The sequence below is a fragment of the Streptomyces sp. NPDC097640 genome, from assembly GCF_040302705.1.
In the GTDB taxonomy this organism is placed as follows: Bacteria; Actinomycetota; Actinomycetes; order Streptomycetales; family Streptomycetaceae; genus Streptomyces.
The window spans coordinates 131353-151136 of record NZ_JBEOSB010000014.1 but is presented as its reverse complement, the minus strand read 5'-3'; the positions used below and the strand labels follow the sequence as shown (position 1 = coordinate 151136).

The following is a 19784-nucleotide window of genomic DNA, read 5'->3' as shown; positions in this document are numbered from 1 at the left end:
CGAAGAGGGATTGGACAGGAAGTGCTCCTCAAAACCTTTGGTTGGTCGTTCGCCGTGACGGCGGCCGGCCTGGCCCTGGCCGGCGTCCTCTGGGGGTGGAAGGGGCTCGCGATTGTCGGGATCCTCTCGATCCTGGAGATTTCGCTCTCTTTCGACAACGCGGTCATCAACGCGGGCATCCTCCGCAAAATGAACGCCTTCTGGCAGAAGATCTTCCTGACCGTCGGCATCCTGATCGCCGTCTTCGGCATGCGCCTCGTCTTCCCCGTGATCATCGTGGCGATCACGGCGAAGATGGGGCCGCTGGAGGCCGTCGACCTGGCGATCAACAACAAGGACAAGTACGAACACCTGGTCACCGCCGCGCACCCGGCGATCGCCGCCTTCGGTGGGATGTTCCTGCTGATGATCTTCCTCGACTTCATCTTCGAGGAGCGCGACATCAAGTGGCTGGGCTGGCTGGAGCGGCCGCTGGCCAAGCTCGGCAAGCTGGACACCTTCTCGATCGTCATCGCCCTGCTGGCGCTGCTCGTGACCGCCATGACGTTCGCCACCGACGTGGCCCACGGCGGCGGTGACAAGAGCGCGACGGTGCTGCTGGCCGGCGTCGCCGGTCTGCTCACGTACCTGATCGTCGGCGGCATCTCCGGCTACTTCGAGGACAAGCTCGAGGAGGACGAAGACGACGACGAGGACGGCGACGAGTCCGAGAAGGCCGCCGCCGGAGCCCAGAAGGGCCAGGGCGCCACGGTGGTCGGCATGGCCGGCAAGGCCGCGTTCTTCCTCTTCCTCTACCTGGAGGTCATCGACGCGTCGTTCTCCTTCGACGGCGTCATCGGCGCCTTCGCGATCACCAACGACATCTTCGAGATGGCGCTGGGTCTGGGCATCGGCGCCATGTACATCCGGTCGCTGACCGTCTACCTCGTCCGTCGGGGCACCCTGGACGACTACGTCTACCTGGAGCACGGCGCGCACTACGCCATCGGCGCGCTGGCCGCCATCCTGCTCGTCACGATCAAGTTCGAGATCAACGAGGTGATCACCGGCCTGATCGGTGTGGTCCTGATCGGCGCCTCGTACTGGTCCTCGGTGGTGCGCAACCGCCGGGAGGCGGAGGCGGAGGGAGCGGACGCCGAGAGCAAACCGGAAGTCACTTCCGGAGTGTGACGCGGGTCCGTTTGAGGAACGCTCTGAGCGGGGCGGTCCGGGAGTTCTGTCTCCCGGCCCGCCCCGCGGGCAGGGCGGTCCGGGAGTTCTGTCTCCCGGCCCGCCCCGCGGGCAGTCCGGCGATCGAGAAGTTGACTGGTGGGGGTGCACAGGATGGCGTTCTGGGACAACTGGGGACGGGGCGCGTGGCGCGAGTTCGAGAGCGGGGCCGCCACGGGGGTGGTCGCGCTGACCAAGCGGCACCAGACCATCTCGCTGACCAAGCAGGGCGCGGCCAGCGGCAACCTGCGGATCAACCTGTCCTGGCGGATGCGCACGTCGGACTTCAACGACCGGGCGGGGCGGGGCTCGCTGCGCCATCCGCTGCGGATGTTCAAGCCGGATATGGTGCAGGCCCAGGGGTCCGCGATGGTCAATGTCGACCTGGACCTGGCCTGCCTGTACGAGCTGCAGAGCGGCGCCAAGGGCGTCGTCCAGCCGCTCGGCAACTTCCTGGGCAACCTCAACGAGGCGCCCTACGTCAAGCTCAGCGGCGACGACCGGTTCGGGTCCGGGTCCGGCGAGACGATCTACATCAACATGGACCACAAGGACGACATCAAGCGGCTGCTCGTCTTCGTCTACATCTACGACGGCACCCCGGCCTTCGACCGCACCCACGGCATGGTGACGCTCTACCCGAGCAACGGGCCGCGGGTGGAGATCGAGCTCCATGAGCGCGCCCCGCAGGCCCGCTCCTGCGCCGTGGTGATGATCGAGAACGTGAAGGGCGAGATGCTGGTCCGCCGCGAGGTGAAGTACGTGTACGGCTTCCAGGCGGAGCTGGACCGGCTCTACGGGTGGGGGCTCCAGTGGGGCCGCGGCTACAAGGAGAAGGTCTGACCGCCCGCTGAGGGCGGGAGCGGCGCGGCCGGGCGCCTGGGGTGTGCCCCGGGCGCCCGGCCGCGCCGGCCGCTCAGCGGTGCTGGAACTGCGGCCCCTGCGGCGGCAGCGTGAAGTTGGGGTCGGGCAGCGGGGGCGGCGGTATCGGCTCGGTGCGCTGCACCTGCTGCGGGTAGCCGTACGCGGGCTGCTGCGGATACCCGTACGCCGGCTGTTGCGGATAGCCGTACGAGGGCTGGGGCGCCGGGGGCTGCGGCGCCGGGGGCTGGGCAGGGGCCTGCGGGTAGCCGTACGCCGCCGTCGGCTGCGGGTAGCCGTAGCCGGTGCCGGGCTGTGCCGGGGGCTGCGGCGGAGCGGCCGGCGGGGCGCTCGGCGGGGGCGGCATGGGGCCGTAGCCGGTCGGCAGCGGTGTGGGCGCCGCCGTCATCGGCTGGGTCAGCTGGGAGTCGTCCCAGGAGTCCTGCCCGAAGGCGGGCCCGGGGGGCGCCGCCGCGTCGCCGGCCACGGAGGGCGACGGCGGGGGCGTCGCGGGCGTCGGGGTGCTCGGCTCGGGGGCGGGGTCGGCGGCCGGGCTCTCGGCGCTGCCACCACCGCCGCCCTCGCCCTCGTCCACCGAGATGCCGTACTCCGTGGCCAGCCCGACCAGCCCCGACTCATAGCCCTGCCCGAGCGCGCGGAACTTCCAGGAGTCCCCGCGCCGGTAGAGCTCGCCGCAGAGCAGCGCGGTCTCCTGGCCGGTCTCCGCCCCGACCTCGAACCTGGCGATCGGCTCCGCGTCCGCCGCGCCCGCGGCGTCGTACAGCAGCAGGCTCAGATCCGGTACCTGGCCGAAGGTGCCGCCGTCCGCGGACGCGGCCAGCACCACCCGGTGGACGGCCGGCTCCAGGGCCGCCAGATCGGCCTCCACGGTGTCCGTCAGCCCCTCCGCCGCCCGCTTCTTGGGCAGATGCCGGACCAGGCCGGACGGGTGCCGTGGCTGGTTGTAGAAGACGAAGTCCTCGTCCGAGCGCACGCGGTCGTCCGCGCCCAGCAGCAGAGCCGAGGCATCCACGTCGGGTACGTCCGCGCCGGGAGTCCAGCGGAGCACGGCCCGTACGGCGGTGGCGTCCAGCGGGATGTTCGATCCCTTCAGCATCGCGTGCGTCATGGCCGCAATCCTGCCCTCCCGGGCCTCGCCGGGACAACGCAGGGGTGGGTGCGAGGTCGGGAAATCCAAGAAGAGGGGGCATGGGGGAGGGATGGGCCGGTCTCCCGGACACGGGCTGGACGCATATGAGTTACGCGATTTTCACGCTCTTGGGGAACTTTTGACCCATCCCCACACGTACGATTATCGGCCACTACCTGGGCCGGAACGGCCAGCGCGGGCATCGGCATGCGGGGAGAGCTATGCGGCATTTTGGACACCTGTCGGCCGAGGCACGGAAAGATCTGTTCCATCGGGAGCCCGGCGAGTTCACCCTGGACTCCCCGGCCCACACGCTCGCCGTCGCCCTCGGCGCCACCCTCTACTGCCCGGCAACCCGCCCCCGCCTCGCCGATGACATCGCCAAACAGGCAGGTCAGGGCGTGACCTCCATGGTGCTCTGCCTGGAGGACTCCATCGATGACAACGAGGTGCCCGAGGCCGAGGAGAACCTCATACGGCAGCTGGGCGAACTCTCGGCGCGCGGCCCGCACCTCTCCCTGCCCCTGCTGTTCATCCGGGTCCGGACCCCCGAGCAGATCGTCGATCTCGTCCACCGGCTCGGCCCTGCCGTCCGGCTGCTGTCCGGATTCGTACTGCCGAAGTTCACCGAGGAGCGCGGCGTCCCCTTCCTCGAGGCGCTGATTTCGGCCGAAACCGATGAGACGACCGAGGCGGCCGAGGCGCTGGGCGGCCGGCGGCTGTATGCGATGCCGGTCCTCGAATCGCCGGAGCTGATGCACCGGGAGACCCGCACCGAGACCCTGGCCGGCATCGGCCGCACCATCGACAAGCACCGCGAGCGGGTCCTGGCGCTCCGCCTCGGCGTCACCGACCTGTGCTCGGCCTACGGGCTGCGCCGGGCGCCCGACATGACGGCGTACGACGTACAGCTGGTCGCCTCCGTCATCGCCGACGTGGTCAACATGCTGGGCCGCGCGGACGGCACCGGCTTCACGGTCACCGGGCCGGTGTGGGAGTACTTCAAGCCCCACGAGCGGATGTTCAAGCCGCAGCTGCGGATCAGCCCCTTCACCGGCCGCGCCGCGTCGTCGCTGCGCAACGCCCTCATCGAGCACGACATGGACGGGCTGCTGCGCGAGATCGAACTCGACCGCGCCAACGGCCTTCAGGGCAAGACCTGCATCCACCCGACGCATGTCGCCCCCGTGCACGCGTTGTCGGTGGTCAGCCACGAGGAATACAGCGACGCCGTGGACATACTCGAACCGGAGCGCGGCGGGGGCGGTGTGCTGCGCTCGGCGTACACGAACAAGATGAACGAGGTGAAGCCGCACCGCGCCTGGGCCGAGCGGACGCTGCGGCGCGCCGAGGTGTTCGGCGTGGCCCGGGAGGACATCAGCTTCGTGGAACTGCTGGCGGCGGGGTTGCACACGGGATGACGGGATGACGGGTAAGTGATCGGGCTGACGGGGTTGATGGAGCGGATGGGGCGTACGGCGTGATGTGGTCGGGGCAGTGGGTCGCGGACCGGCTGGGAGTCGGGCTCGAAGGCGGCGACGAACTGCGCGAGTTGCTGGGGCTCGCGCTGCGCCGCAACCCCAAGCGCGCGCATCTGCTGGTGTCCAACGTGCTCGGCAAACACGTGCCGCAGCGGCCGCGGGCCGTCCACGGCGCGGGCGTACGGCTCGGGCGCCGGGTGCGCGAGCTGCTGGGCGACGAGGCCGCGGCGCGCGCGGTCGTGCTCGGCTACGCGGAGACCGCGACGGGCCTGGGCCACAGCGTCGCCGACGGCCTGGCCCTCGCCCCCTACCTCCACTCCACCCGCCGCCCGGTCGCGGGGGTCGCCCCGGTCGGCGGCTTCGAGGAGGAGCACAGCCACGCCACGTCCCACCTCCTCCTCCCCGAGAACCCCGACCTGCTGGCCACGGACGGCCCGCTCGTCCTCGTCGACGACGAGTTCTCGACCGGCCGGACGGTGCTCAACACCATCGCCGCGCTCCACCGGAGCTTCCCGCGCGAGCGGTATGTGGTGGTGGCCCTGGTCGACATGCGCTCGCCCGAGGACCGCGCCCGCCTGGACGCGTTCGCGGCCGACCTCGGCGCGCGCGTGGACCTGATCGCGGCGGCGACGGGCACGGTCCGGCTCCCGGCGGAGGTCCTGGAGCGCGGCCGGCGCCTGGTCGCGGAGCACGAGGCGGCCGCCGCCGGGGTTGGGGCCGCGGATCCCGCGCCCGCGGCTGCGCCCGGCCCAGCGCGCGCGCCTGCGGCTGCGCCTCACCCGGCGCACGCGCCGAGGCATGACAAGGCGTCCGCGTCCGCGCCCGGGGTGGAGTCGGCCGGGCATGCGGGGGCGGTCCGCGTCGAGCTCGGCTGGCCGCAGGGGGTGCCCGACGGCGGGCGGCACGGCTTCACCCCCGCCCACCGGGAGCGGCTGGAGGCCGCGCTTCCGGGCATGGCGGCCCGGATCGCGGAAGCGCTGGGCAGCGGGCCGCGGCGCGTGCTCGTCCTCGGCTTCGAGGAGCTGATGTACGCGCCGCTGCGGATCGCCGAGGCGCTGGACACCGGAGCGACCACCGGCCCGGCCGGGGCCGAGGTGCGGTACTCGACCACCACGCGCTCACCCGTGCTCGCCGTGGACGACCCCGGCTACGCGATCCGGACCCGCCTCGCCTTCCCCGCGCACGACGCCCCCGCCGACGGGCCGGGGGAGCGCTACGCGTACAACGTCGCCCCCGGCGGCGACCCGGAGCGCCGCTTCGACGCGATCGTCGCCGTCGTCGACTCGGTCGCCGACACCCCCGAACTGCACGGCCCGGAGGGGCTGTTGGCCCGCCTCGCCTCGCACACCGACCGCCTCCTGCTGGCCGTCGTACCGTCCTACACGCCCAAGACCCACACTCCCGAGCGACAGGCACCCCCCATGGCACAACCGCCGCTGCCGGAGCCGCTGCGCGGCCCCGCGTTCTCCTCGTACGCCCCCGACGAGGTCGGCTGGCTGCTCCAGGACTTCTCCGACGTCACGCTCGAGGCGCCCACCGAGGAGCGCGAGGAGGCGATCCAGAGCGGCGGCGCGCACTACGCCGAGTCGCTGCCCGTCGAGTACCAGCCCACCGAGGCGTACCAGGCGCTGTTCCGGGCCGCGCTCACCACCTCGGCGGCGCGCATCGCGCGGGCGGTCGGCGCGGTCACCGAGACCGTGCTGGCCGAGCGGTCGCCGCGCCCCGTCCTGGTGTCGCTGGCCCGGGCCGGCACCCCCGTCGGCGTGCTGATGCGCCGCTGGGCGCGCCACGCACACGGGCTCGACCTGCCGCACTACGCCATCTCCATCGTGCGCGGCCGCGGCATCGACACCACCGCGCTGCGCTGGCTGGCGGACCGTCACGACCCGGCCGACGTGGTGTTCGTCGACGGCTGGACGGGCAAGGGCGCGATCACCCGCGAGCTGGCGGAGGCCGTGCGGCCGTACCCCGGCTTCGACCCGCGGATCGCCGTGCTCGCCGACCCCGGCCGCTGCGTCGATACGTACGGCACGCGTGATGACTTCCTCATCCCCTCCGCCTGCCTCAACTCGACCGTCTCCGGGCTGATATCGCGCACCGTGCTCCGCGCCGACCTGGTCGGGCCCGATGACTTCCACGGCGGCAAGTTCTACCGGGAGCTGGCCGGGGCCGATGTCTCCGGGCTCTTCCTCGATACGGTCGCGGCCCGCTTCGACGAGGTCGCCGACCAGGTCGCCGCCGACGCGAAGGAGCTCGCGGCCGCCGACCGCACCCCGACCTGGGAGGGGTGGGCGGCCGTCGAGCGGATCAGCGAGGAGTACGGCATCCATGACGTGAACCTCGTCAAGCCGGGGGTGGGCGAGACGACGCGCGTGCTGCTGCGCCGCGTCCCGTGGAAGATCCTCGCGGCGCGCGGCGCCGGCGCGGACCTGGACCATGTGCGGCTGCTGGCCGAGCAGCGCGGGGTGCCGGTGGAGGAGGTGGACGGCCTGCCGTACTCGTGCGTCGGCCTGATCCACCCCCGCTACACGCGCGGCGCGACGGGCGCGGACGGCAAGGCGGTGACCGCCTGATGACGAGCCATGAGCAGCCGTCCGTGCTGATCGCGAGCGACCTCGACCGCACACTGATCTACTCCGCGGCCGCGCTCGGCCTCCGCATGCCGGACGCCGAGGCGCCGCGCCTGCTGTGCGTCGAGGTGTACGGCCACCAGCCGCTGTCGTACATGACGGAGACGGCGGCCGGGCTGCTCGCCGAGCTGGCCCGCGGCTCCGTCTTCGTACCGACCACCACCCGCACCCGCGAGCAGTACGGCCGTATCCGCCTCCCCGGCCCCGCCCCCCGCTTCGCGATCTGCGCGAACGGCGGGCATCTGCTGGTCGACGGCGAGTCGGACCCGGACTGGCAGGCGTCCGTGCGCGCCCGCCTCGCCGCCGCGTCCGCGCCCCTGGAGGAGGTCCGCGCCCATCTCGTCCGCACCGCGGACCCGGCCTGGCTGCTGAAGGAGCGGGTGGCGGAGGACCTGTTCGCCTACCTCGTCGTGGAGCGGGCCCTGCTTCCCGAGGGCTACGTCAAGGAGCTGGCCGCCTGGGCCGAGGAGCGCGGCTGGACGGTCTCGCTCCAGGGCCGCAAGATCTACGCCGTGCCGAAGCCGCTCACGAAGAGCGCGGCGGTGGCGGAGGTGGCGCGCCGTACGGGGGCGCGCGAGGTGCTCGGCGCCGGGGACTCCCTCCTGGACGCCGACCTCCTCCTGGCCGCCGACCGGGCCTGGCGCCCGGGCCACGGCGAGCTCGCCGACGAGGGCTGGACGGCGCCGCATGTGACCGCGCTGGAGGCGCGGGGCGTGGCGGCGGGGGAGGAGATCCTGCGAGCCTTCGCGGCGCGGGCCGGAGTGGCGGGCGCGGGGACGACGGGAGCGGGCGCGTGAAGCCGCCTGTCAGCCCCGCCGCCTCCCCCGCCCCGGGCGGAGGACCCTGACCCCCACGAACGCCACCACCCCCAGCACGTACCCGGCCAGCACGAACACCGTGTTCCAGAGCAGGCTCCCGAGCCTGGTCAGGGCGAGGAAGGCGGGCACCGGCATCCGCTCGATCCCGGCGGGTACGGAGATCAGGCTGCGGAAGATCGGCACCATGCCGGCCGCGCCGCCCTCGACCCCGAGGTCGTCCGCGGACTGCCGGCCCGCAGCACTCACACCGACCCCCTCAGCCGGCTCACCCCGCGTGAGCGGGACGTCTCGCGGAGCGCCGTCGAAAAGCACATCAACGCGATCTTCGACAAGCTCGAACTCCCTGCCAGTTCGGGTTACAGTCGCCGCGTGCTGGCTGTACTGCGTTACCTGGGAAGCTGAAGGGGGCCACGTTGGCCGAGAACAAGAGCACGCCGATCACGGACGAGCTGTACGGCTACATGCTGAGGCACAACCCGCCGCTCGACTCGGTCCAGCGCGAGCTCGTCGAGGTCACACACGCCCGGCTGCCCGACTACGCGGGCATGCAGTCCGCCCAGGAGCAGGGCCCGCTGCTGGCGTTCCTGGTGCGGCTGACCGGCGCCCGGCACATCGTCGAGGTCGGCACCTTCACCGGCTTCTCCGCCCTGTCGATGGCGCAGGCGCTGCCCGCCGGCGGCAGGCTGATCGCCTGCGACGTCTCGGAGGAGTGGACGGCGTACGGGCGCGAGGCCTGGGCGAAGGCCGGGGTCGCGGACCGTATCGACCTGCGGATCGCGCCCGCGCTGGACACGCTGCGGGCGATGCCGGCCGAGCCGCACATCGACCTGGCCTATCTCGACGCGGACAAGGGCAACTACATCGCGTACTGGGAGGAGCTGGTGGTGCGGATGAGCCCGGGCGGGCTGATCGTCGCGGACAACACGTTCTTCCACGGGTCCGTCGTCGACCCGGAGGCGAAGGGCTCGGGCGCGGCGATCAAGGCGTTCAACGAGCATGTGGCCGCCGACACCCGGGTGGAGGCGGTCATGCTGACGGTCGCGGATGGGCTGACCCTGGCGCGCCGCCGCTGAGCCTGCGGCGGCGGAGCAGCCGCCGGGCGTGCCGCCGCCCGCCTTCCTGCCGCGCGTCTTCTTGGCGCCTGCCTTCCTGCGGCCCGCCTTCTTGCCGCCCGCGTTCTTGCGGCTCGTCGGACCGGCGCTCGGAGGACGCACTGGGGCCCTGATCCAGCCGGCCCCACTTCCCGGGCGGCTGACCGCCACCGCCGCGACCGGCCTGGACCTCCCGGACGTGCGCCTCGCGCTCGGCGAGGTCGGGGTGGCGGGCCTGCCAGTACGGATTGTCGTGCGGCAGCCCGCCGCTGACCCGCCCGTACATGCCGAACCACATCAGCATCAGGCCGACCACAAAGCTGAACAGCACGTTCTGGAGGCGGAAGGCCAGGAAGTCGAAGGAGGTCTCCAGGAGAGCGAGGTTGACGAAACCGCTCACCAGGAAGGCGACTCCGAGCACGATGTTGAGGGTCGAGGCGAAGTTGCCGCCGATGACCATGCCGGCGAACAGCAGCCCGCCGATGACGATGGACAGCACGCTCAGCGCGCCGTTGGTGTTCAGCCCGACGACGGAGGCGCCGCCGGTGTCAAAGAAGCCGATCTTGTGGACCAGGCCCAGGATGCCGAAGGCGACCAGGATCAGCCCCACCAGGCCCGCACCGATGCGGTAGATGTGGCTGAGCCGGTGGTCGACCGGCAGATGCTCGTCGAGTTTGGTGCGGACGCCGATCCGCTCAGGGAACTGGCGTCCGATCCCCGCCGGGTGGGGACCGATGGGGGAGGGGCGGCCCGTAGCCATGTCCGGCCTCCTTCGGGCTTACCGCTGCCACTTGCGGAGACCCCGGCCTCGCGGAGCTGTGCGCTGCGCGGTCGAGGCCGTACCTGCGTACGTACCCTCCCAGGATCCGCCCCCGCCGCGCCCCGCTCAACCTCAGCCGCAGCACCCGCCGCCACAGCACCCGCCGCCCCCGCCGCCACCTGCGGCCGGGGACGGTGCCGGGCCGGAGGAGGTGCCGGTCACGGCGACCGTCGAGAGCAGCTTCACCGTGTCGTCGTGCCCGTCCGGGCAGGACGCGGGCGCCGAGGACTCGGCCATGGGCCGGTTCAGCTCGAAGGTGGTCCCACAGGCGCGGCATCGGTATTCGTAGCGAGGCATAGGGGCAGCATAGCCAGGCACGGCGTGCCCCAACAGCGCACAAAAGGCAGGAAACAGCAGGTCGGCGCGGGCACGGCCGGAAACGAGCAGACGGCCGGGGGATCAGTGCCCGCCCGCGCGCTCCTCACGGATCTCCTGCACCACATGGCCGACGGCCTGCCGTACGGCCTCGGTCTCGGACAGGAAGTGCCACCAGTCCGGGTGCCGCCCCTCCAGCCCGGCGATCGCCCGGTCGAGCCGCTCCACCGCGGCGTCCAGCGGCCGGGCGTGGCGCGGGTCGGGGGTGTCGCGCCCGGCCATCGCCAGCCGCTGCGCGTCCCGGATCGCGAAGCGCGTCCGCTCGACCTCCTTGCCCCGGTCGAACGACACCTCGTCGAGCCGCCGCAGCCGGTCCCCGGCCGCCGACACCGCCTCGTCCGTGGTGTTCAGCAGCGCCCGTACGGTGGCGAGCAGGGCGGTGGCATCCGCCCAGCGCTGCTCGCCCCGCGCCTCCCGCGCCTCCTCGAGCTTGGCCTCGGCCTGCGCGACATCCCTCGCGGCCTGCTCCGGGACGGTCTGGAGATCCTGCCAGCAGGCCGCGCTGTAGCGCCGCCGCAACTCGCTCAGCACGGGCCCGACGCCCTCCGCCCGCGTGGTGATCGCCTGGGCCCGCGTACGCAGCGACACCAGCCGCCGGTCGATCTCCGCGGCCCGCTCCGGCAGCCGCTCCGCCTCGCCGCGCACCGCCTCCGCCCGGCGCAGCGCATCGTCGGCGCGCCGGATGGTCTCCTGCACACCGTGGCGGCCCGCCCCCTCGTTGAGCTTGGTCAGCTCGGGCGCCAGCGCGGCCAGCCGCGCCGCCAGGTCGTCGGCCCGCAGCCCGGACCCACGCACCGCGTCCAGCGCGTCACTCGCCGCGCGCAGCGCCTGCCGCGCCCGCTCCACGGCGGGCGCCAGCCGGGCCAGCTGCGTCTCGGCCTGCGCCAGCAGCGGGCCGAGCCCCTGCTCGAAGCGGTCGAGATCCGCCTTGGTGCGCCGCAGCTCGTCCTTCGCCCTGATCAGATCCGCGCGGGCCCGCGAGGCGGCCCCGGCGTCCAGGTCGTCGCGGTCCAGGTCATGGCTGTCCACGGCGGTGATGTAGTCCCGGCTGACCTGGTCGATCCGCTCCCCGAGCGACTCGAAGCCGGACTTCGCCCGCCGGGCGGCCGGTGAGTCGTCGACCGCCGTGATCGTCTCGATCGAGATCCGCAGGTCGCGCTGCGCGGTGTCCAGCTCATAGAACGCCGCCGCGGCCTCGTCCTTCGCCGCCTGCGCCTGCGCCCGCTGTCCTTCCCCCCGCCCCCCGAACCACCGCCGGGCCCCGCCGCCCGCGAACGTGACCGGCACCACCGCGACCAGCAACGGCAGCGGCGCCAGCACCAGCGCCACACCCCCCACAACCCCCTCGACCACCCGCCGCCCCAGCCCCCGCGGCCGCCACCCCGCCCCCAGGCGACGCACTGGACCCCGACCATGCCCTGGACGCGGACGACGTACTGGACGTGCAGACTGCGCGGATGTCGCCGCCACTTCCCTCTCCCACATGGATCGCCCCAGGCCCGGCTGTCATTCTCCCACCCGTCACTGACGAACAGGCATGGCGGATGGTTCGCGATCAGGCCCGTTCTTTCCCTCCCTCTCCTGGATTGCGGCGGTGCGGCGCGGACAGGGTAGGCTGGCACCTCCTCCCGGGCGCATAGCTCAGCGGTAGAGCGCTGCCCTTACAAGGCAGATGTCGGCGGTTCGAACCCGTCTGCGCCCACAGCGACTGACCACAGGTGAGAGTCTGCTCCGGCCCTCCGATCCAAGCGGATCGGGGGGCCGCTTCACGAGGAGAGTCGGCTACCGGGCCGGGCGGCGGCCGCGCGGCGGTCCGCCTCCTGTCCCGTTGAGCGGGATCAGCGACTCCAGCGTGGAGCCTCGGACCCAGGCCCCGAGCAGGTCCCGGTGCATGGCGAAGATCCCGTGCTTCACGGCCAGCTTCCCCGCCGCCGCTGTGAAGTTGCAGGTGGCGACGTACACGGCGATGTCCGCGCCGTGCTCGGCCTTCGCTGTGCCGAGGAACTTCTGCATCTCGCCGCTCCCCACGGTGCGGTGGCGTGCGTAGTGTTTGCACTGGATCACCAGCCGCCGCCCGTCCGGCATCAACCCGATGACATCGGCGCCCAGGTCGCCGGTCTTCCCGGACACCACGACCTGGGTGCAGCCGTCGCGGCGGCACAGCTCCGCGACGTACAGCTCGAACCGCTGCCAGGTCATCGCGTCGACATCGGACATGGCCAGTTCCCGCGCCTTGCGCTCCTCGCCGGCCTGCCAGGCGCGGTCACCGGACACGGCGTTCCGGTGGGCTCTCAGCAGCCACCAGCCGAGCCCGCCGAGCGATGCCGCGAGGACCGCCCCGACGGCGTAGGGCCACACCGTCTTCCACGCCAAGGCCAACACCAGCAGCATCACGGCGCCGATGCCCCACGCCCAGCGGCGTAACCGTGCCTTGAACCGCCGTGATGACCATCTGCGTCGTCGTCGTGCCGCCATCTCTCCCCCTCCCACGCGTACCCGGCAGTGTGGGGAGCGGTGGCTCAGCGCGGCAAGGGGGCCGATGCGGGGCTCAGCCGTGCGGCGTTGAAGGCGACTGATCTTGTGGCGCGGTGCGGCTTCGGCCGGCCGGGTGGGGAACAATCACTCCGCATGGCCATCGACTATCGCAAGCGCCCCGCAATCGACTACCGCAAGCCGGCTAAGGCACCCTCCGCCGCGATCAGCCTGGAGAAGGTCGCAGCCCGGGCTCCGGGGCTGGTCAGCCTGTACAAGACGGCTGCGGTCTCCTTGGCCAAACGCGGTGTCGCCGGGCGGCGTGCCGCGGTGTACCTGGTTCTGGACCGCTCCGGGAGCATGCGTCCGTACTACAGGGACGGCTCCGTGCAGCACTTGGCCGAGCAGACTCTCGCTCTCGCGGCCAACCTCGATGACGACGGCGTCGTGCCGGTCGTCTTCTTCTCCACGGGCGTCGACGGGACCGCTGAGATCGGCCTCGATGACTATCGGGACCGGATCAACCCGTTGCACGACTCGATGGGCCACATGGGGCGCACCAACTACCACCTCGCCATGCGGGCCGTGATCGACCACTACCAGTCGTGCGGAGCCGGCGATCCGGCGTTCGTGGTGTTCCAGACCGACGGTTCCCCCACGTCGAAGGCGGCCGCGCAGAGCATGCTGTGTTCGGCCGCGAGGCTGCCGATCTTCTGGCAGTTCGTCGGGTTCGGCGACGACGAGTTCCGCTTCCTCCACAAGCTCGACGACCTTCCGGTGCCGAGCCGACGCGTCGTCGACAACGCGGGGTTCTTCGCTGCCGGGCCGTCGCCGAAGGCGCTCTCCGACGTCGATCTCTACGATCAGCTGCTTCAGGAGTTCCCGTCGTGGCTGAGCGCCGCTCGTGACGCGGGCATCGTGAAGGACTGAGAACCGGCGGCCAGGAAGGGGCGCGAGAGGGCGAGGTCGCGGCCGCCCCCGACCTCACCCACGATCACATGGGGACGTGGCTCTTGCACTGGGCGACGAGGGTGGAGCCGGGCTTGTTCTTCTTCGTATCCTCGTCCACGAGCTTTCCGTTGACGAATATCTGGCAGCCGATTTCCGTCTTCGGATTCACTGAACCCGTTTGCAGCGACAGCGACCTTCCCGGCTTCACCTGGAACTTCTGGGACCACGGAGTCCTGACGGAATCGAGATCCACATCCCATTTACTGGTGGGACCGCTGCTGTCTCCGCCGGTGTATTTGATGCCAGGGATGTATACGCTGGCCGGCGAGTCCCCTGTGACCTTGAATTCGACAGTCGCCGTGCTGTCGCCCTCCTTGCCGTCCTCGGAGCAGCCTGTCAGCAGGGCTACCATGATGACCAGGCAGGAAGCGGCCTTATGTGTACGCATTGTTTCCCAACTATATTTTCGAGCGGCCGGTTTCGGATTCCGCGCAACCGGGCACGAGTAATCCTCACATGCGTTCCGCCGGGGAACCAGCGTTTCCTGACACGTCTCTGGATCAGTTCTGCTGCACCGGAGATAAGTCCGCTGTCGCCCATCGTGTGCCTCCGTCGCTGTGCGACTTCCTCAAACGCGATGACGTGCCGTGGCGCGCGGTGCAGAATGCCCGCATGATCAAAGGCGTTCACACCGACAAGGCGCCGTTCGTGCGCTTCTCCGACGGCACCGAGCCGCCCCTGTCCCAGGCCATCGTGTCCGGCGGTCTGGTCTTCACCTCCGGCCAGGGGCCGCTGGACCCCGCCACGAACGAGATGCCGGCCGATTTCGCCGCGCAGGCAACGCAGGTGCTGAGCAACCTCGTCGCCGTGTTCGAGGCGGCGGGCAGCGGTAAGGACCGCATCGTCAAGTTGACGTGTTATCTGAGCGACAGGGAGAACTTTCCGGAGTTCAACGGCGTGTACCGGGAGTTCTTCGCGGACTGTTCGCCGCTGCCCGCCAGGACCACCGTGGTGGCGCAGCTCGTGCGTGAGGGTGTGCTCGTCGAGATCGACGCGGTGGCGGAGGTCTGAGCGGCGACGAGGGAGTGGCGTGGCGGCGGTGAGCTGGAGGGCGCGCGGCCCTGGCGGCCGGACGGTCCGAGCCGCTGAACTCTTGGTGAAGTTTGGCTCGTATCAGTTCAGGAGAAGTTCAGCAAATATCCGGCGCCGCGCATTCACCTGCGCATACGTCAGTTGTCGCGGCGGATTGGCTCTGTAATGTCCCGTTCTTCCCTCGCTCCAGGGCCCGGAACAAGATCATCCGGTTCGGCTAGTCTGCGCGATATCCAAGGCGATGGAGCGACGGGGGAAAGTCGATGGGCGGCCTCACCTACCACGATATGGTCGAAATCGACCTGGGGAAGCTCGGCAGTGCGGTCACGAACTGGAAGTCGACCGCTGACGGCTTGAAGAAGCTGATGGAAGACGCGAGTTCCGGCTTGCTGAAGAAGTCGGAGGGGGCCCGGTGGGCCGGGCTCAACGCGGATGTCACGCGTGAATTCGTCAAGAAGACGGCGAAAGAGTTCGAGGATCTGCACAAGGAGGCCCAAGCCGTCTGGAGCGTCCTGGACGACGCTCATTCCCAGCTGATCGAGATTCAGTCCAATATCAGGTCGACCGTCGCGGCGGCGCGGGAAATCAAGCTCGAGGTCGCCGACAACTACGACGGCACCGTGAAGTTCGTCTACCCGTTCGCGGCCGAGGGGACGTACTCCCCCAAGGACCGGGAGGTCCAGCAGGAGTACAACCGCCACGTCAACGCGAAGATGGCCCGGGCCATCCAGATCGACGGCCTGGTCAAGGGCGCGCTGGCCAAGATGCACGGCGGCGACCCCTACGACGCCGGGCACACGAAGTACGACTCGCTCGACGACGTCGCGCTCGACCGGGCGACGGCGCTCGCCTCGCTCGGCAAGGACGCGAACCCCAGGCAGCGGGCCGAGCTGCGGAAGCTCTGGGACGCGCTCAGCCCGGAATCGCGCGGCCAACTGTGGGATGCCGACCGGGTAAAGCTGATGGATGCCGGGGTCATCTCCCCGAAGTACACGTGGAAGTCCGCGATCAAGGGCGACCCGGGGTGGGCATGGAGAGAGCCGACGGCGGGCGATCGCTGGAACTTGTTCGAGGCAAAAAGCAAGGTGGCCTGGGACAAACTGAACGGCCTCAGCCACGGCGGCGAGGCTCTGGAGCACTACCTCTCGAACACGGGAACCGCTGTTGATGATCTGGACGTCGACGGCATGCTCCGCGACGACCCTCCCATGTACGAAGACGTCGAGTGGGCCATCGTCGACCATCAGGACAAGTGGGCGGAGCAGGCGCGCAAGGAGCTGGAGAAGTCAGGGGCGCGGACCGTCACCGTTCCGGTGGAAACAAAGGGCCAGACTTTCGGATTTGGCAACCAGGACTGGCGTGACGCCGTCGGCACCGGAACATTCAACGTCTCCGGCGCGATGACGGCGAAGCTCAACGAGTATGGGAAGCCGGAGTATTACCTCGACTATCAGGTGAACGTCTGGGATCGGTACAGCCAGAACGAGAGCGAACCCAACTGGACGGATCGCCCCGACCCGGACCTGGCCAAACTGCAGGAAGCCGGGCTGGCGCGGGACTTCGATATGCGCGGCAGCAGTTCGGTGACGCATTACGACTACCGACAGCCGGGGCCGGACGGCGTGTACGACGGGCCGGGGCCCAAGGTCTAGGAACCCAAGGCCCAGGACCCCAAGGTCCAGGACCGGCGCCCCGGCAGGGGGAGCGCGAAGCTCGTTCGGCCGTAGCCGGAGCGATGTCATCCGATTCAGCTACCATGCGTTTTGATCTGCGCTGTGGCGCGGCGTGGCCAGGGGAGGGCCCGACCGTGTCACCGGATGCGTAGATGTCCTCTACAGGAGGTAACGGGGAATGTCATTCGACAGCGAGTGGTCTCAACTCAAGGCGGACGCGGCCGGGCAGCAGAGCGCCCATACGCGGCTCAACCAGTTTCCCGCGGACGTCGGTGGCGGCGGCGGGGCTTCGGCCACGAGCGGCGGCGGGCGCTCCGATCTGGTCGTGCACCAGGACGACTTGGGCGCCGTCGGCCACGAGGCCTTCGTCCTGCACGGAGAGTTGCAGAAGGTTGCCGATATCGCCGGGGCGGGGGCCGACAAGGACGGTGTGGGGTCGTCCATGCAGGCGGCCAAGGCGCTGAGCGACCACCACTTCACCATGGGCGACGCGCTGAGCACCACGGTGACCGTCTGGAGTTCCCAGGTGAAGACCGTGCTCCAGATGTGTGCCCATATCTCCAATCACCTGGACTACTCGAAGAAGGCGCACGCGCACGACGACACGCAGATCGCGGCCTCGTTGCGCAACCGGGACGGGTCGGCCGTCAGCGTTTCCGAGATATCCAAGATGGTGAAGTAGCGCAGACGACGGGGGAAGGGCAGAGAAAGACAATGGGGGCTCTCACCTACGCGGATCTCATCGGCGTTGATCTGGGTAAGCTCGGCACTGCGGTCACGGACTGGAAGTGCGCTGTCGACGGCCTGAAGAGGCTGATGAACGATGCGCGTTCCGGCCTCCAGAAGAAGTCCGCGGGGGCGCGGTGGGCCGGGCTCAACGCAGATGTCACACGTGAATTCGTCGGCAAGACCGCGAAGGAGTTCGCGGATCTGCACAAGGAAGCCAGCAGCATCTGGAGCGTCCTCGACGACGCGCACTCACAGCTGACCGAAATTCAGGCCGGCGTCAAGTCGATCGTCGCGCAGGCGCAGGACGACGGGCTCCGGCTCGCCGACAATTTCGACGGCACCGTGCGCTTCTTCTATCCTCACTCGCCGGCGGACGACGGGACGCGGACGCAAGCGCAGTTGGACACCCAGGAGGCGTACGCCAACCGCGTCAACCGGCAGATCGCCCAGGCCGTCGAGATCGACGGCATCGTCAAGGGCGCGCTGGCCAAGAGCCACGGCGGCGACGCGAACAACGCGGGCCACGCCGGGTACCACTCCCTGGATGACGCCAAGGTCGACCGGGCCGTCGACCTCGCCGCGCTGGGCCAAAGGGTGAACCCCAGCCAGCGCGCCGAACTGCGCAGGATCTGGGACGGCCTCAGCCCCGAATTGCGCGGCCGGGTCTGGGATGCCGACGCGCTGGGGCTGGTGGCGGCCGGGATCACGGACCCGCAGTACAAATGGAAGCCGGCGGATGTGGGATCCGGGAAGTTCCACTCGCGCGATCCCGGCTACAAGGACTATCTGTTCCAGCTCGAGGCCAAGGCCATGGCGAAGGGCGGCGGGCTGGCGGGCTACGACCAGGGGGCCCGCGCGTTGGCCCACTACCTCGGAGGGTCCGGAAAGCCGCTGGATCTGGACATCGACCGTATGTGGGACGAGGACAAGGGATTTCGGAAGGCCGCCACGGAGAACCTCGCCAAGCATGAGGACGAGTGGCGGCAAAAGGCTCTGAAAGCGTTCGAGGAGTCCGGCGGCCGGACAGTGTCCATTCCGGTGGAGACGAAGGCCGACGGATACGAGCAGGGCGACCCCGACTGGAATTTCGCCGTCGGCCACGCGATGGTGAACCATTCGGGAGTCGTGAGTGTGGTGCCCGACGAGCACGGGAAGCCCAAGGTGTCCCTCGACTACCGGGTGAATGTCTGGGACCGATACAACTGGGATGACAACACGTCCTTCGAGATCGCGGGCGTCACCGTCACGGGCGCGCAGATGCAAGGGCTCCACCAGACCGGCCTCGCCCAGGAATTCAATATGCACGGCAGCAGCTCGACTCAGTGGCGCGACCTGACTCAGCCGCGGAAGCCGGAGGGCTGACCGCTACGAGGGGTCCGGCGGCTGCTCACCCCGGCGCGGCGGCGGCCACTGGTGCAGCGCCTCGTCGGGCGCCAGCCGGACCACCACCTCGGCGAGCTGGGTGCAGATCTGCTCGATCTGCTGGCGGGTGCGGTTCCGCTCCGTGATGATCGCCGACAGCAGCAGCGCGGTCAGCGCGGTCGAGCCGTTGAACGCCTGCAAGGTGACCATCCGCGCCAGCAGTGTCTGCCCCGCGAACGGGCCGACGCCCGCCGCCGTCGCCTGGATCGCGATCACCGACACGATGAGCACGCACGTCGCGGCCCCCGCCAGCTGGAAGCGCAGCGCCGCCCAGATCAGGAAGGGGAAGACCAGGAAGAGCAGGCTGCCGACGGAGTGCGTGGCCACCAGGGCGACGACGGCGGTGCCCAGCACCAGCAGCGCCGCCTCCGCCCACCGGTACAGGGGCATGTGGCGCGGCACCCGGGCCCTGCGCAGCACCAGCAGCAGCGGTGTGACGACCAGGACGCCCATCGCGTCCCCCGTCCACCACACCGACCAGGTCGACCAGAACTCGTCGGCCGGGAGCCCGCCCTCGAGGACCAGCACCCCGGTGCCCACCGTGGAGCTGATCAGCATTCCGGCCAGCGCGCCGAGGAAGACCAGCGACAGCGCGTCCCGCAGCCGGTCGAGCTCCGTACGGAACCCCATCCGCCGCAGCAGCAGGTACGAGCAGACCGGGGCCACAGTGTTGCCCGCCACGATCGCGGCGACGGCGAGGGGCGTCGGGCCGATCGGCGCGTTGATCGCGAGGGCGCCCAGCGTGATACCCGGCCAGGTGCGCAGGCCGAGGAGAAGCAGGCAGGTCACGGCGATGCCGGTGGGCGGCCAGAGCGGGGTGACCTGTCCGCGCACCAGCTCCTGGAGCAGCCCGATCCGCGCCCCGGCGTAGTAGGCCGCCGCGACGGCGACGATCCGCAGACCCGTGGCGCCGTATCGCCGGATCCAGTCGTCGCCTGCCACAGCGGCCATCAGACAGTGTGGTCGGGGTCGGGTGCGGGTGACACGCAGAGCCGTGGCGCGGCGTCCGC

At 70.5% G+C, this 19784-nt stretch carries 18 protein-coding genes, 1 tRNA gene and 2 pseudogenes; 13 read left to right on the top strand and 8 right to left on the bottom strand.

Annotation, left to right across the window (positions count from 1 at the left end):
• The first annotated feature begins 21 nt into the window (after positions 1 to 21).
• A complete protein-coding gene (locus ABTY62_RS23170) occupies positions 22 to 1170 on the top strand; it encodes a DUF475 domain-containing protein (RefSeq protein WP_352131323.1) in 1149 nt (382 codons plus the stop codon).
• A 153-nt stretch (positions 1171 to 1323) separates the two neighbouring features.
• Positions 1324 to 2052 (top strand): TerD family protein, encoded by a 729-nt coding sequence (locus ABTY62_RS23165; protein ID WP_352131424.1) that lies wholly within the window; start codon positions 1324 to 1326, stop codon positions 2050 to 2052.
• A 73-nt stretch (positions 2053 to 2125) separates the two neighbouring features.
• Here the strand turns inward: ABTY62_RS23165 and ABTY62_RS23160 are convergent, their stop codons facing one another.
• Positions 2126 to 3199: a TerD family protein gene (locus tag ABTY62_RS23160; RefSeq protein WP_352131322.1), complete on the bottom strand. Its 1074-nt coding sequence runs from the start codon at positions 3197 to 3199 to the stop codon at positions 2126 to 2128.
• Between the two features lie 242 nt (positions 3200 to 3441).
• Here ABTY62_RS23160 and ABTY62_RS23155 point away from each other — a divergent pair, with 242 nt between their 5' ends.
• The 3 genes from ABTY62_RS23155 (at position 3442) to ABTY62_RS23145 (ending at position 8128) form a co-directional block, all read left to right on the top strand.
• The gene (locus ABTY62_RS23155) at positions 3442 to 4641 is read left to right on the top strand and encodes an HpcH/HpaI aldolase/citrate lyase family protein (protein ID WP_352131321.1); all 1200 of its coding nucleotides are present in this window, start codon (positions 3442 to 3444) and stop codon (positions 4639 to 4641) included.
• A gap of 62 nt (positions 4642 to 4703) precedes the next feature.
• Positions 4704 to 7274, top strand: a complete 2571-nt coding sequence (locus ABTY62_RS23150; protein WP_352131423.1) for a phosphoribosyltransferase — start codon at positions 4704 to 4706, stop codon at positions 7272 to 7274.
• On the top strand, positions 7274 to 8128 hold the full coding sequence (locus ABTY62_RS23145; RefSeq protein ID WP_352131320.1) for an HAD family hydrolase: 855 nt from the start codon (positions 7274 to 7276) through the stop codon (positions 8126 to 8128). Before ABTY62_RS23150 ends, ABTY62_RS23145 begins: the two co-directional genes overlap by 1 nt.
• 9 nt (positions 8129 to 8137) lie before the next feature.
• Here ABTY62_RS23145 and ABTY62_RS23140 read toward each other — a convergent pair.
• Positions 8138 to 8335: pseudogene (locus tag ABTY62_RS23140) on the bottom strand (DedA family protein); the annotation flags it as partial.
• Here ABTY62_RS23140 and ABTY62_RS23135 point away from each other — a divergent pair.
• Together ABTY62_RS23135 and ABTY62_RS23130 are read left to right on the top strand one after the other, a co-directional pair.
• Positions 8318 to 8551, top strand: a pseudogene (locus tag ABTY62_RS23135) (DNA-binding response regulator); the annotation flags it as partial. The pseudogenes ABTY62_RS23140 and ABTY62_RS23135 sit on opposite strands and share 18 nt — an antisense overlap.
• A 59-nt stretch (positions 8552 to 8610) precedes the next feature.
• A complete protein-coding gene (locus tag ABTY62_RS23130) occupies positions 8611 to 9222 on the top strand; it encodes an O-methyltransferase (protein ID WP_352131422.1) in 612 nt (203 codons plus the stop codon).
• Here ABTY62_RS23130 and ABTY62_RS23125 read toward each other — a convergent pair.
• The 3 genes from ABTY62_RS23125 to ABTY62_RS23115 all read right to left on the bottom strand — a co-directional run bounded on the left by ABTY62_RS23125 (position 9176) and on the right by ABTY62_RS23115 (position 11764).
• Positions 9176 to 10000, bottom strand: coding sequence for a DUF4383 domain-containing protein (locus ABTY62_RS23125; RefSeq protein WP_352131319.1), 825 nt, complete (start codon positions 9998 to 10000; stop codon positions 9176 to 9178). The two genes, ABTY62_RS23130 and ABTY62_RS23125, sit on opposite strands and share 47 nt — an antisense overlap.
• A 132-nt stretch (positions 10001 to 10132) precedes the next feature.
• Entirely contained in the window at positions 10133 to 10357 is a 225-nt protein-coding gene (locus ABTY62_RS23120) for an FmdB family zinc ribbon protein (RefSeq protein WP_352131318.1), read from the bottom strand.
• A gap of 102 nt (positions 10358 to 10459) precedes the next feature.
• Entirely contained in the window at positions 10460 to 11764 is a 1305-nt protein-coding gene (locus ABTY62_RS23115) for a hypothetical protein (RefSeq protein WP_352131317.1), read from the bottom strand.
• A 301-nt stretch (positions 11765 to 12065) separates the two neighbouring features.
• On the opposite strand from ABTY62_RS23115, the gene ABTY62_RS23110 reads away from it, so the two are divergent.
• A tRNA-Val gene (locus tag ABTY62_RS23110) sits at positions 12066 to 12137 on the top strand.
• Between the two features lie 80 nt (positions 12138 to 12217).
• Here the strand turns inward: ABTY62_RS23110 and ABTY62_RS23105 are convergent.
• On the bottom strand, positions 12218 to 12910 hold the full coding sequence (locus ABTY62_RS23105; RefSeq protein ID WP_352131316.1) for a restriction endonuclease: 693 nt from the start codon (positions 12908 to 12910) through the stop codon (positions 12218 to 12220).
• Between the two features lie 153 nt (positions 12911 to 13063).
• On the opposite strand from ABTY62_RS23105, the gene ABTY62_RS23100 reads away from it, so the two are divergent.
• Positions 13064 to 13837: a vWA domain-containing protein gene (locus ABTY62_RS23100; RefSeq protein ID WP_352131421.1), complete on the top strand. Its 774-nt coding sequence runs from the start codon at positions 13064 to 13066 to the stop codon at positions 13835 to 13837.
• A gap of 64 nt (positions 13838 to 13901) precedes the next feature.
• On the opposite strand, the gene ABTY62_RS23095 is transcribed toward ABTY62_RS23100, so the two are convergent.
• Positions 13902 to 14270: a hypothetical protein gene (locus tag ABTY62_RS23095; protein WP_352131315.1), complete on the bottom strand. Its 369-nt coding sequence runs from the start codon at positions 14268 to 14270 to the stop codon at positions 13902 to 13904.
• A gap of 26 nt (positions 14271 to 14296) precedes the next feature.
• Between ABTY62_RS23095 and ABTY62_RS23090 the strand changes: the two genes are divergently transcribed.
• The 4 genes from ABTY62_RS23090 (at position 14297) to ABTY62_RS23075 (ending at position 18714) form a co-directional block, all read left to right on the top strand.
• Entirely contained in the window at positions 14297 to 14929 is a 633-nt protein-coding gene (locus ABTY62_RS23090; protein WP_352131314.1) for a RidA family protein, read from the top strand.
• A 284-nt stretch (positions 14930 to 15213) separates the two neighbouring features.
• The gene (locus ABTY62_RS23085; protein ID WP_352131313.1) at positions 15214 to 16602 is read left to right on the top strand and encodes a hypothetical protein; all 1389 of its coding nucleotides are present in this window, start codon (positions 15214 to 15216) and stop codon (positions 16600 to 16602) included.
• Positions 16603 to 16801: 199 nt separating this feature from the next.
• Entirely contained in the window at positions 16802 to 17305 is a 504-nt protein-coding gene (locus tag ABTY62_RS23080) for a hypothetical protein (RefSeq protein WP_352131312.1), read from the top strand.
• Positions 17306 to 17439: 134 nt separating this feature from the next.
• The gene (locus tag ABTY62_RS23075; protein WP_352131311.1) at positions 17440 to 18714 is read left to right on the top strand and encodes a hypothetical protein; all 1275 of its coding nucleotides are present in this window, start codon (positions 17440 to 17442) and stop codon (positions 18712 to 18714) included.
• A gap of 3 nt (positions 18715 to 18717) precedes the next feature.
• Here ABTY62_RS23075 and ABTY62_RS23070 read toward each other — a convergent pair whose 3' ends face one another.
• A complete protein-coding gene (locus tag ABTY62_RS23070) occupies positions 18718 to 19725 on the bottom strand; it encodes an MASE1 domain-containing protein (RefSeq protein ID WP_352131310.1) in 1008 nt (335 codons plus the stop codon).
• Positions 19726 to 19784: the final 59 nt, after the last annotated feature.

What these genes read in the sequence shown, in the direction of transcription:
- ABTY62_RS23165 (WP_352131424.1), top strand. Translation starts at nt 1,324, where the DNA reads ATGGCGTTCTGGGACAACTGGGGACGGGGCGCGTGGCGCGAGTTCGAG.
- ABTY62_RS23160 (WP_352131322.1), bottom strand. Translation starts at nt 3,199, where the DNA reads ATGACGCACGCGATGCTGAAGGGATCGAACATCCCGCTGGACGCCACC.
- ABTY62_RS23155 (WP_352131321.1), top strand. Translation starts at nt 3,442, where the DNA reads ATGCGGCATTTTGGACACCTGTCGGCCGAGGCACGGAAAGATCTGTTC.
- ABTY62_RS23150 (WP_352131423.1), top strand. Translation starts at nt 4,704, where the DNA reads ATGTGGTCGGGGCAGTGGGTCGCGGACCGGCTGGGAGTCGGGCTCGAA.
- ABTY62_RS23145 (WP_352131320.1), top strand. Translation starts at nt 7,274, where the DNA reads ATGACGAGCCATGAGCAGCCGTCCGTGCTGATCGCGAGCGACCTCGAC.
- ABTY62_RS23130 (WP_352131422.1), top strand. Translation starts at nt 8,611, where the DNA reads ATGCTGAGGCACAACCCGCCGCTCGACTCGGTCCAGCGCGAGCTCGTC.
- ABTY62_RS23125 (WP_352131319.1), bottom strand. Translation starts at nt 10,000, where the DNA reads ATGGCTACGGGCCGCCCCTCCCCCATCGGTCCCCACCCGGCGGGGATC.
- ABTY62_RS23120 (WP_352131318.1), bottom strand. Translation starts at nt 10,357, where the DNA reads ATGCCTCGCTACGAATACCGATGCCGCGCCTGTGGGACCACCTTCGAG.
- ABTY62_RS23105 (WP_352131316.1), bottom strand. Translation starts at nt 12,910, where the DNA reads ATGGCGGCACGACGACGACGCAGATGGTCATCACGGCGGTTCAAGGCA.
- ABTY62_RS23100 (WP_352131421.1), top strand. Translation starts at nt 13,064, where the DNA reads ATGGCCATCGACTATCGCAAGCGCCCCGCAATCGACTACCGCAAGCCG.
- ABTY62_RS23095 (WP_352131315.1), bottom strand. Translation starts at nt 14,270, where the DNA reads ATGGTAGCCCTGCTGACAGGCTGCTCCGAGGACGGCAAGGAGGGCGAC.
- ABTY62_RS23085 (WP_352131313.1), top strand. Translation starts at nt 15,214, where the DNA reads ATGGGCGGCCTCACCTACCACGATATGGTCGAAATCGACCTGGGGAAG.
- ABTY62_RS23080 (WP_352131312.1), top strand. Translation starts at nt 16,802, where the DNA reads ATGTCATTCGACAGCGAGTGGTCTCAACTCAAGGCGGACGCGGCCGGG.
- ABTY62_RS23075 (WP_352131311.1), top strand. Translation starts at nt 17,440, where the DNA reads ATGAACGATGCGCGTTCCGGCCTCCAGAAGAAGTCCGCGGGGGCGCGG.
- ABTY62_RS23070 (WP_352131310.1), bottom strand. Translation starts at nt 19,725, where the DNA reads ATGGCCGCTGTGGCAGGCGACGACTGGATCCGGCGATACGGCGCCACG.